Annotated in this window: 8 protein-coding genes; 3 read left to right on the top strand and 5 right to left on the bottom strand. The window is 41.6% G+C overall.

The features are described from left to right. Positions 1-249 precede the first annotated feature (249 nt). The 3 genes from JCM16456_RS15910 to narL all read left to right on the top strand — a co-directional run bounded on the left by JCM16456_RS15910 (position 250) and on the right by narL (position 3,732). Positions 250-1,119, top strand: coding sequence for an NAD(P)-dependent oxidoreductase (locus JCM16456_RS15910; protein WP_068716319.1), 870 nt, complete (start codon positions 250-252; stop codon positions 1,117-1,119). A 308-nt stretch (positions 1,120-1,427) separates the two neighbouring features. Next, entirely contained in the window at positions 1,428-3,065 is a 1,638-nt protein-coding gene (locus tag JCM16456_RS15905; protein WP_162266547.1) for a histidine kinase, read from the top strand. A gap of 1 nt (position 3,066) precedes the next feature. Then, positions 3,067-3,732: a two-component system response regulator NarL gene (narL, locus tag JCM16456_RS15900; RefSeq protein WP_068716315.1), complete on the top strand. Its 666-nt coding sequence runs from the start codon at positions 3,067-3,069 to the stop codon at positions 3,730-3,732. Positions 3,733-3,788: 56 nt separating this feature from the next. Here narL and narI read toward each other — a convergent pair whose 3' ends face one another. The 5 genes from narI to JCM16456_RS15875 form a co-directional block, all read right to left on the bottom strand. Next, a complete protein-coding gene (narI, locus tag JCM16456_RS15895; protein WP_068716308.1) occupies positions 3,789-4,466 on the bottom strand; it encodes a respiratory nitrate reductase subunit gamma in 678 nt (225 codons plus the stop codon). Then, positions 4,466-5,176: a nitrate reductase molybdenum cofactor assembly chaperone gene (gene narJ / locus JCM16456_RS15890; protein WP_068716307.1), complete on the bottom strand. Its 711-nt coding sequence runs from the start codon at positions 5,174-5,176 to the stop codon at positions 4,466-4,468. The genes narI and narJ overlap by 1 nt, the downstream gene beginning before the upstream one ends. Then, positions 5,176-6,702, bottom strand: a complete 1,527-nt coding sequence (gene narH, locus JCM16456_RS15885) for a nitrate reductase subunit beta (RefSeq protein WP_068716306.1) — start codon at positions 6,700-6,702, stop codon at positions 5,176-5,178. The genes narJ and narH overlap by 1 nt, the downstream gene beginning before the upstream one ends. An 11-nt stretch (positions 6,703-6,713) precedes the next feature. Then, positions 6,714-10,460 carry a nitrate reductase subunit alpha gene (locus JCM16456_RS15880; protein WP_068716304.1) on the bottom strand — a complete coding sequence of 1,249 codons (3,747 nt, stop codon included), beginning with the start codon at positions 10,458-10,460 and terminating at the stop codon, positions 6,714-6,716. A gap of 248 nt (positions 10,461-10,708) precedes the next feature. Further along, a complete protein-coding gene (locus tag JCM16456_RS15875) occupies positions 10,709-12,124 on the bottom strand; it encodes a NarK family nitrate/nitrite MFS transporter (RefSeq protein ID WP_068716303.1) in 1,416 nt (471 codons plus the stop codon). Positions 12,125-12,449 lie beyond the last annotated feature (325 nt).

Here is a 12,449-nt window from a genome sequence, read left to right as displayed (position 1 = left end):
TTGAACTTGGTCTCGCTCACAGCGACTCACCCAATAACTCTTTAATCTATTCTGCTTGTCTAGTGTATGAACTCACCTTCAAATTGAAATAATCAAATTTAATTCATTGACATATGTCAATGAATAGGAATATGGTAATAGAACATTCACTAAGCGTTTTAATGATTTTCCTCACCAAATCAATTCATCATGGAAAAACCATTAATTTGACATAGGTTAATTAAGTCAATTCAATAAAGGAATAAGCACATGACTATACACAACGTCGCATTTATTGGTCTTGGAGTAATGGGTTACCCAATGGCTGGTCATCTGTCTAAAGCTGGATTTCATACCCAGGTGTATAACCGTACGTCAGCCAAAGGAGAACAATGGGCACAAGAGTATTCAGGCTCTTACCATGTAACGCCTTTCGCGGCAGCTCAAGGTGCTCAAGTGGTTGCCATGTGTGTAGGCAATGATGATGACGTGCGTAGTGTTGTGTATGGAGAAGAAGGTGTATTAGCCGCAATGGAAGCCGGTTCCATTCTAATTGATCACACCACAACGTCTGCGGAACTGGCGGAAGAACTGGCGAAAGCATGCCAAGAAAAAGGCGTACATTTTATTGATGCACCAGTATCTGGGGGTCAAGCCGGAGCAGTAAACGGCGTATTAACCGTAATGTGTGGCGGTGAACCAAGTGTGTATGAACAAGCACTGCCAGTAATGAACAGCTATGCCAAACAAGTTACGCTAATGGGCGTCAATGGCCAAGGCCAACGTTGTAAAATGGTGAACCAAATTTGTATCGCCGGTGTTTTACAAGGTCTTAGCGAAGCGTTGCTTCTCGCACAAAAAGCCGAACTCAACATTGAACAAGTGAAAGATGTGCTTAAGCTAGGCGCTGCGGGTTCATGGCAAATGGAAAACCGCGCTGTCACCATGGCACAAGACAAATTCGATTTTGGTTTTGCGATTGATTGGATGCGTAAAGACTTGGGTATCTGCTTAGACGAAGCGAAACGTAATGGATTGACTTTACCACTCACAGAAGAAGTCGACCAACGTTATGCACAGTTACAGGAAAAAGGCTTGGGGCGTATGGATACGTCCGTATTGATCAAATCTTATGAGTGATTATTCGAAGTAACACGAATATGAGGCGGTGTATTATGCACCGCTTTAATTATGTCGATACTTACTTGTCCCCTGTCTTTTCCAACCGTTTAATTCACTTCACTGAAAACTCTCTAGGTATTGAACCAGATCAGGATATCATCCTTTCCAACATGACCTTTCAATTATTGATGTTATACTCCCCACTCATCCATTTTACCGATAATTGAGCTATGCGACTTCGAACTAAGTCTTTCTGGTACGGCTTCTTTTTAGTAAGAAAAATCAGCCTTATTATGCTACTTCTTGCTCTCCTATCAGTCACGGGAATGATAATCAGTGAGAATACAAGTGCTAGCATTCAAGGCAATGCGCATATGATTAATCGCGTTGGCTCGATACGCATGCAAAGCTATCGTATTCTAACGCTAGATGTTATCCACGATAACGCAAATAAAGAAATTCGTGCTTTAGAAAATGAGCTGACAGCCCCCTCATTTCAAAAATTTATTCGCCATGAAAAATTTGGCAAAGCTTACCAAGCTATTATTAATTTGTGGTACAACACAACAAAGCCTGAGTTGCTCTCTAAACAAAACCTCGATACAAAACTAAAGAGCATTGAACAATTTGTAACCCAACTAAATGTTTTAATATCCCAAATAGACAAGCACACAGAGAAGCAAATATTAACTATCTCGATTACGCAAAAAGTCTTTATGATATTAACGGTATTATTCCTTATTCTAGCCTTTACAGGGCTGCATAAACGTCTATTTGTTCCTTGGCGAAAACTGCTCCATATGGCAAATACAATGCGTGGCGGTGATTTTTCTTTACGTTTTGAGTCCAAAAAATATCGTGATGAAATGGCAGAGCTAGGTAGCGCACTAAATAGCATGGCTCACGATCTCAGCTTGATGTATACAGACTTAGAACAACGCGTACAACAAAAAACTAACGAACTAAAACAGCAAAACCAATACCTTGATTTTCTCTATCGCAGTGGTCGCACATTCAATCATCACTACTTAGATATAGAGACACTAACACCACTTTTTCTCGAATTATTAGAACTTTTAGAGATCAATCGCATCATTTTTTATCCGAATGAAAGTTTACATTATCTCATGCGTGACAAATTGGATTGTCAAGCATCAACACAGATAAGTAAACGCAACACGCCACTGAATTGGATATTGAATGACGAAAGTCAAGAGTGTGGAAGCATCATTATATACCCAAAATTTGACTCGCTACCGCCGGAGCAATTACAGTTTCTTGAAACGTTTTGTGATTTTTTCACTCAATATTTATCGTCCTTGATGCAAGATCAACACAAGCACCAATTATTGGTCTTAGAAGAACGACATACTATCGCACGCGAATTACACGATTCTATAGCGCAATCTCTGTCTTATCTAAAGATAAAAAGTGGAATACTGCGCATAAATAGCGCCAACTTTAGTGAAGAACAGCATCAAACATTGCAAGATATTAGTAAAGAAATTAATAATGCCTATACACAACTTCGCGAACTATTAATGACATTTCGCCTAAAACTAGACGAAACAAAATTATCAACTGCGATTGTAAATAGCATTAACGAATATAACAAAAAACTCGGGTTGACAATTGATTTCAAAAATAATTGGCCAGATAATATTATTCCCCCTCGACATGAAATTCATATTTTACAGATTATTAGAGAATCTCTAAGTAATATTTATAAACATGCAAATGCAACAGAAGTTAAAATTCACTTAACGTACAATCAAGAGTGTTACTTGACGATTTCCGACAATGGAATTGGATTAGACCCTAATGCAAAAGAACTATCCAACCATTTCGGTTTGACTATTATCGCAGATCGCGTCAAATCTTTATCTGGGCAGTTAGAGATTCATTCCGACCCAACAACTGGAACCGACATTTCTATATCGTTTCCCCCACAATTAAAGGAGTAACATGAACTCATTATCATCAGAAGATTTGTCTCCCGCTACTATTATGTTAGTGGATGACCACCCTATGTTACGCCAAGGGCTAAAGCAATTACTACAAATTAATCCACAACTTCAAGTAATAACTGAAACGAATAATGGTCACCAAGCATTAGAATTGGCATTAGAAAATGAACCCGATGTCATTTTACTAGATATCAATATGCCTGATATTGATGGGCTACAAACATTAAAACTCCTTAGAGATAATAACGTCACCAGTAGAATCATTATTTTTACTGTATCAAACTATGAAGAAGATCTAATCAAAGCAATGAAAGATGGTGCTGACGGTTATTTACTCAAAGATATGGAAGCCGAAGAGTTATTACATGCTGTTGAAAAAATATGCTTGGGAGAGATTGTTGTCAGCCCTCAGCTGACAAGCATTTTAGCTAAACAACTAAGAAATAATAAAGCTCAATCTCAACGAGAAGTGGATGCGTTAACAGCACGAGAGTTGGATATTTTGAAGTTATTAGCAAAGGGACTTCCCAACAAATTAATAGCAAGAAAACTTAACATTGCTGAAAGCACCGTAAAAGTGCATGTGAAACATTTACTGAAGAAATTGCAATTAAAATCGCGCGTAGAAGCCGCTGTGTGGGCTTTAGAACAAAATATAAAATAAATAAAAAAGGGGAAACTAATCAGCTTCCCCTTTTTACAACATATTTTTTATTCAAATCAACGACGGGAGCGAACTACCTGATAGCGACGCGTTATATATTCAACGGGCACACTCCATACATGAACTAAACGGCAAAATGGAAAGACGACAAACAGTGTCATACCCAAAATAATATGCAGTTTAAATACCCACGCAACATCAATCAGATGTTCCGCAGCTCCGTCTCGAAAGTATACAACTGCTTGAGCCCACTCCATAAACTTCAACATTTCAGAACCATCCATGTGATGAGCTGAAAATGGAATCGTCAATAACCCCAAACTCACTTGAACCACAAGCAATAGGAGAATAAAAATATCAGCGAATGAAGAAGATGCTCTCACTCTAGGATTGTATAGGCGACGTTTTAATAGTAACAATCCGCCAATCAGGGTTAATAGTCCGAAGAACCCTCCACCAAACATGGCCAATTTTTGTTTTAACGCGATTGATAAAAATCCAGCATAAACCCAGTGCGGCGTTAACATACCAAAAGCATGACCACCTAATACACCAATGATCCCAATGTGAAATAGGTTAGATGCAATGTGCATTCCATGGTTATCCAATAACTGGCTTGAGCCGGCTCGCCATGAATACTGCCCATAATCGTATCGCAGCCAACTACCTATTAGAAAGACGACAACAGCGATATAGGGATACACTCCGAACAACAGCTCGTTCAAAAGTAACATTATTCTTCCCCCATCAATGAGTTGATATCCAAATATTGTGGTTGGATAGTGTTGGCAAAACGCCTCTGATGTTGCTGCGTGTTAGAATCACACGCAGCATTATCCATAAAGGTAACTTGTTCTTCATCCCATACTTGATCAAGTGCTTGAGGTGTATCATCTCGTGTTTCTTTACTGACTTTTTCACTTAGTGGTTTTTGATTTAACGTCACTGTGGTTAGTGATAGCAATATCATCATTAGCAACGAATAATGGCTTTCTCTTTGGCTCAAACGCTCTGCTAATAGTGCGAGAATAGGCGCGATATCATTTAGCCCTTGTTCCACTTGCTCTTGCGATAATGTTGCCAAGTATTCAAGATATAAAGGTAAATGATCAGGTAATTCTTTTGCATCCAATTCCAACCCAGCCTGCTGATATTGTTGCATCAAATCAACCATCGCCTGACCGCGGTCACGTGACTGGCCATGAACATGTTCGAACAACAATAACGACAACGCTCGTCCCCGATCAAACAATCCACAATATTCCGCTTGTGCATCAAATAAGCGTGTTTGTTTATTCTGTGCTATCCAGAATTTTAATTTCGTCTTGTTCTCTTCGGTCAGCTCAGTACATTCATCTACATTCTCAAATATCTCTGATAAATGCTCCCATAGCTCTTGATTGGGATAATCAAGTAAGCGAGAAATGATTCGTAAACTCAGCATTATTTTTCCCTCGACGTAATATCAATTGCATCAATTCGCTTGCTATTAAATAAATTCACGCGATTATCACTACCATGACAACCATCCCCAAAACTGAATCCACAACCGTTCGATTCTGAAAACGCATTCTCTGTTTGATGACGCATGCCTGAAGGAATAACAAAGCGATCTTCATAGTTGGCAATAGCGAGATACCGATACATTTCTTCAACCTGCTCTGTTGTTAAACCAACTTCGTCTATAGCGGTCGTATCAATTTTTTTCTCTACCGTTTCACTGCGTTTGTAATGACGCATAGCCATCAAACGTTTTATGGCATGCACCACTGGCTTGGTATCACCCGCAGTCATCAGGTTAGCCAAATATTTCATCGGAATTCGTAACCTATCAATATCCGGCAATCCGTTTTCTGTTGGTATATAACCAGCGTCAATCACCGATTGGATTGGCGACAATGGCGGCACATACCACACCATAGGCAAGGTGCGATATTCCGGATGCAGCGGTAATGCCAACTTCCATTCAACCGCCATTTTGTATACAGGCGATTGCTGCGCTGCAACAAGCACACTTTCGTCAAGTCCTTGCTCACGAGCTTTTTGGATTACTTCAGGATTGTGAGGGTCTAAAAAGACACTAAGTTGACTACCATAGAGATCTTGCTCATTTTCAACCGACGCAGCCTCTTCAATTCGATCGGCGTCATACAACATCACGCCTAAGTAACGAATACGCCCAACACATGTTTCAGAACAAACCGTTGGCATACCAGCTTCAATACGCGGGTAACAGAAAATGCATTTTTCTGACTTCCCACTTTTCCAGTTGAAATAAATCTTTTTATACGGACAGCCACTCACGCACATTCGCCATCCACGACATTTGTCTTGATCGATAAGGACGATTCCATCCTCTTCACGCTTGTAGATAGTGCCACTAGGACAACTTGCCACACAGGCCGGATTTAAGCAGTGCTCACATAAACGAGGCAAATACATCATGAATGTATTTTCAAACTCACCATACATTTGTTCCTGCATTTGCTTGAAGTTGTAATCAGCCGCCCGTTTAGAAAACTCGCCACCGAGAACATCATCCCAGTTAGGCCCATGATTAATCTTCTCCATACGCTGACCCGTGAGCAATGAACGAGGACGAGCAATGGGCTGATGTCGACTTTGAGGTGCTTTTTGTAGATGGTCATAATCGAACGTAAACGGTTCATAATAATCATCTATGCTTGGCATATGGGGATTGTTAAACAATTTGGATAGAATCCCAATTTTGTTGCCTTGCCGTAATTTCAAAGGTCCTTTGAGTGTTCGAATCCAGCCACCTTTCCAGCGTTCTTGATTTTCCCAGTCATTCGGATAACCAATTCCAGGTTTACTTTCTACATTGTTGAACCATGCGTATTCCATACCTTCTCTGCTGGTCCATACGTTCTTACAGGTAACCGAACACGTGTGGCAACCAATGCATTTATCTAGATTTAGAACCATTGCAATTTGTGAACGAATTTTCATAGTGCTATCTCCTACTTCACTGACGGTTGCTGGATGTCCGATGACTCATTTTCATCATCAAGCCATTGCACGATATTCATGCGACGAATGACGACAAATTCATCACGATTTGATCCAACCGTCCCGTAGTAGTTAAATCCATACGATTGGTGCGCATACCCCCCAATCATGTGGGTTGGCTTAGGACATATTCTCGTCACGGAGTTATGAATACCTCCCCGCTGACCAGTAACTTCAGAGCCTGGAATATTCACTAAACGCTCTTGGGCGTGATACATCATTACTAGTCCTTTCGGCACACGTTGACTCACGACTGCTCGGGCCGTTAATGCACCGTTCGCGTTATACGCTTCAATCCAATCGTTATCTGCAATATTTAATGTCTTAGCATCATCTTCACTCATCCACACAATGGGACCACCACGAGAGAGAGTCAGCATCAGCAAATTGTCGCTGTAGGTTGAGTGAATTCCCCATTTTTGGTGTGGCGTAATAAAGTTTAAAGCTAGCTCTGGGTTGCCATTAGAGTGACGTTCATTAATCTGTTCTACGGCACGAGTATCGATCGGCGGACGATAGGCAACTAAGCTTTCACCAAAATCGCGCATCCACTGATGGTCTTGATACAACTGTTGTCTCCCCGTTAACGTGCGCCACGGAATAAGTTCATTCACATTGGTATAGCAGGCACTGTAAGAAACATGTTCATCTTCAATACCGGACCAAGTTGGGCTTGTTATGATTTTACGAGGTTGAGCCTGAATATCGTGAAAACGAATTTTTTCGTGGGCTTTTCCAACGGCCAAATGAGTATGATCTCGCCCAGTAATATTCCCCAATGCCTGCCACGCTTTCACAGCAACCTCACCGTTAGTTTCAGGAGCTAACGATAAAATCATTTCCGCTGCATCAATCGCTGAGTTCAATTTCGGACGACCTTTTGTCGGGCCATCATTATGAACACCATTAAGTTTTTTCAGCAGATCAACTTCGACTTCTGTATTCCAACTAATTCCTTTACCACCATTACCTTGTTTCTCAAGCAGAGGACCAACTGAACAGAAACGTGCACCTGTATTTGGATAATCACGTTCAACAGGGATAATTTTCGGCGCTGTTTTTCCTGGTATAAGATCGCACTCACCGTGACGCCAATCGAGTCCACTGTATGCTTGCCCTATTTCACTTTCGCTATCATGCTGAATGGCTAGTGTCACGACATCGGTTTCAACGCCTAAGTGCCCTTCACACACCTTAGAAAAAGTCTTGGCAATATCTTTATAGATATCCCAATCGGACTTAGCTTCCCAAGCAGGGTCAACTGCCTGAGAGAATGGGTGAATAAACGGATGCATGTCCGAAGTGTTCATATCGTTCTTTTCGTACCAAGTTGCCGTTGGCAAAACGATGTCAGAATACAAACATGTGCTCGACATACGGAAATCCAATGTCACGACAAGATCCAATTTCCCTTCTTTCGCTTGCTCTTGCCACTCTAACTCCTGTGGACGAGTATCAGCATAAGAACCGAGATCTTTTCCTTGAATACCATGCTCAGTTCCAAGCAAGTATTTGAGCATGTATTCATGCCCTTTACCTGACGAACCAAGCAAATTACTGCGCCAAATGAACATGTTACGTGGATGGTGTTGTTCTGGTTGCTCACAAGCAAAACGGATATCACCCGCTTTTAACGCCTCAACGGTATAATCAACAGGCTCCATTCCTGCTTCTTTCGCCCGTTGCGCGATCGTTAAGGGGTTAACATTTAACTGAGGCGCAGATGGTAACCACCCCATCCGCTCTGACTTAATATTCAAATCAATTAAATGAGAGCTGTACTTATCTTTGTTCGCCAGTGGAGATAAGAGATCGTTGGTTGCAACCGTTTCATACCTCCACTGACTTGAGTGATTATAAAAGTACGAGGTTGTATTCATTTGACGTGGTGGCTTTTGCCAGTCCAAGGCAAAACTTAGTGGCAACCATCCAGTTTGTGGTCGCAGTTTTTCCTGTCCAACATAGTGAGCCCAGCCACCACCACTTTGGCCAACACAACCACAGAAAACGAGCATGTTTATCATGGCACGATAAGCCATATCCATGTGATACCAATGGTTAACACCAGCGCCAACAATGATCATCGAACGACCATGTGTTTTTTCCGCATTTGAAGCAAACTCTTTTGCCAGCTGGATGATACGCTCACGTTTTACGCCAGTAATTTCTTCGGCCCAAGCTGGTGAATACGCTTTTACTTCATCATAATCGTGAGCGCATGCATCATCACCCAGTCCACGATCGACACCATAGTTGGCAAGCATAAGATCGTAGACTGTGGTGACTTGAGCGACATCACCGTTACTTAAAGTAATGGATTTAGTTGGTAGACGATGTTCTATCACATCGGTCAGTGCTACTGATTTAAAATTCTCGGACTCAATACCACCAAAGTATGGGAATTTCACCGTTTCATAGGTGTCCGGCTGCTGAATTCCTAAACTTAATGTGACGTCCCGCTTATCTTCTCCAACAACCGTTTCAAGATTCCATCGTCCTTTTTCTCCCCAACGGAATCCAATCGACCCTTGTGGGACCACCATTTGCTGCGTCTCGCTATCAATAGCTATGGTTTTCCACTCAGGATTATTCTTTTCACCCAAATGATCAACCAAGTCATCAGCACGTAAAAAACGCCCCGCCATATACCCATTGCTCTTGTCTTTCTCTAACAAAACAAGCATTGGCATATCTGAATAACGACGCAAATAATCTTGGAAATATGGAACCGAACGGCGTTGGTGGAATTCGGTCAAAATGACATGTCCCATCGCCAATGCTAACGCGCTATCCGTGCCTTGTTTAGGACTGAGCCATTCATCTGATAATTTGGCCACTTCTGCATAGTCAGGCGTTATGGCGACCGTCTTGGTACCTTTGTAGCGAACCTCCGTAAAAAAGTGCGCATCCGGTGTACGGGTTTGTGGAACATTTGAACCCCAAGCAATGATATAGCTCGAGTTATACCAATCAGCTGATTCTGGTACATCCGTTTGCTCTCCCCAAGTCATTGGCGAAGCTGGAGGTAAATCGCAATACCAATCATAAAAACTAAGTGTTGTACCACCAATTAGAGAAAGGTATCTCGCTCCAGAAGAGTACGAAATCATTGACATTGCAGGGATTGGCGAAAAACCCACAATACGGTCAGGGCCATGTGTTTTAGTTGTGTATACATTGGCTGCTGCAATGAGTTCATTCATTTCATTCCAATCTGTACGCACCATTCCACCACGCCCACGAACTTTCTTGTACGCTGCTGTTTTGGTTTTATCTTCAACGATAGACGACCAAGCCTCGACCGGATCCGTATATTGCTGCTTAGCAGCTCGCCATAATTCGAGCAATTGTTGCCGAATCATGGGATATTTCACTCGGTTAGCACTGTAAAGATACCAAGAGTAACTCGCACCTCGCGGGCAGCCTCTAGGTTCATGGTTTGGTAAATCGGGACGAGTGCGGGGATAATCCGTTTGTTGTGTTTCCCATGTAACCAAACCGTTTTTAACAAAAATCTGCCAACTACACGAACCTGTGCAGTTCACTCCATGAGTCGAACGAACAACTTTATCGTGTTGCCAACGGCTACGGTAGCTGTCTTCCCAATCACGGTTTACATCATAGGTTTGCCCATGATCGTTCGAAAAAGTGTCGCCTCGCTGTTTAAAATAACGAAAACGATCGAGAAATTTGCTCATAGAGCTGTCTCCTTTGCTTCAGATAGCAATACCTATCAGTGATGACTGGGCAGCATAATGTCGCTCGAACCTCTAGTTTTGACTTACATCAAAATCGCCAAGCGACACTGACTAACATCTATACCAGCTACTCCTAATTAGGTATGGCAATAAATATATTTAAGGTATTGTTTTTATTTAATTAATTTATATTAATTTACTTATTACATTAGGTATGAGAGAGGTAGAACTATTAGTGAGTAGCTCTCTTACGCAACCTTTTTCTTGGTCGCAAATTGGGTCAGGCGTCGACCATAAACCCACCACGTCAACAAGGCACAACCAATGTAAAATACGAGAAATACCTTCATCGCAATCAACACGGAACCTGTTAACGACAGAGATAGGCCAAAGGCTCGAGGAATAAAGAACCCCCCGATCGCTCCGATTGAAGAAATAAAACCAAGTGCAGCAGCAGAATCAGTAGACGATTTGCGTAACGACGTCTCCTCATCTAAATTCAACGAACGGCTTTTCATTAATGATATTTGTCGGAAAATGACCGCAATCATCTGGAACGTAGATCCACTCCCTAATCCTGATGTGGCAAACAAACCAATGAAGATAGCGAAAAATAGGTAGAATGACCCCGCCTGCGTTGTTGATGGTAATGTGATAAAAATGCCAGCAGTTAGTAGTGCCATAGCGATGAAATTCAAAATCGTCACTCGAATGCCGCCAAAGCGATCAGATAAAACACCACCTAATGGTCTTGCCAACGCGCCAACTAGTGGTCCAAAAAAGGCATAAGTCATGATGTGATAATCAGGAAACTGCGTTTTGGATAACATAGAAAACCCAGCAGAAAACCCGATAAAAGAACCGAATGTCGCCAGATATAATATGCTAAGGCTCCAAAGATGGGGTTCCTTTAGCACTGGTAACTGATCCCGTAGCGATGCCTGAGCGGTTTTAAGGTCATTCATCCCAAACCAAGCAATAAGCGACAACACAATTAGAAATGGAACCCACACTAAAGCAGCATTAGCTAAATAAAGGACATCACCTGAAGGCTGCAAAACACCAGTGCTAATTCCACCAAACAGCCCCAATGTTACGACCAATGGCACAATAAGCTGCATTACGCTGACACCTAAGTTTCCAAGACCGCCATTCAATCCGAGAGCCTTACCTTGCTGAACTTTTGGATAGAAGAAGCTGATATTGGCCATACTAGACGCGAAATTGGCACCGGCAATACCACATAACAGGGCAATCATGACAAATTGGACGAACGACGTTTGTGGATGCTGCACTGCATATGCAAGCCACAAACAAGGCACGATGAGAATAAGAGTGCTGATTACCGTCCAACGACGTCCACCAATGAGTGGAACAATGAATGAATAAGGAATTCGACCAATCGCTCCAGACACAGCAGGTAACGCAGTCAAAAGAAATAATTGATCAGTAGAAAAATTAAAGCCAACAGCATTTAGGTTTACAGCAACAGCAGAAAAAAGCATCCAAACACAAAATGAAAGGAGTAAGCACGGAATAGAAATCCACAAATTTCGACGCGCTATACCAGCACCTTGTGTTGACCAAAATTTTTCATCTTCTGGTTGCCAATGGGTCAGAGTTTTACTTTGTTCATTGTTAGATTGGGGATACACACGAGACATTGTTCGTTCCTCAGTAACATTAAGTCTGTGTGAATTTGTACCTACAACGAGCAAGGTTATAGTTGATATACGTCAATGTAGTCGTGTGATGAAATGGCTCCATAACACCATATATACTCCCTTAGGAGTAGTTTTGAGTCATGCAAATGTTCTATATATTCAATATTTTAAATGAATAAATCAAATATTAAACAGACAAAACACCATACTAAATCTATTAAGGAGTAGGTCATCAAATTGACCTTCAGCCGAACCCCATAGGGTGAGTTTTGCATAGACTACTTTCTTTATATCGACGATAAAAAAGGGTCTTAGTCGGCATCAA

This window comes from Vibrio tritonius (assembly GCF_001547935.1).
In the GTDB taxonomy this organism is placed as follows: domain Bacteria; phylum Pseudomonadota; class Gammaproteobacteria; order Enterobacterales; family Vibrionaceae; genus Vibrio; species Vibrio tritonius.
Note: the sequence above shows the minus strand (reverse complement) of the source record. Positions and strands in the feature narration are given on the sequence as shown.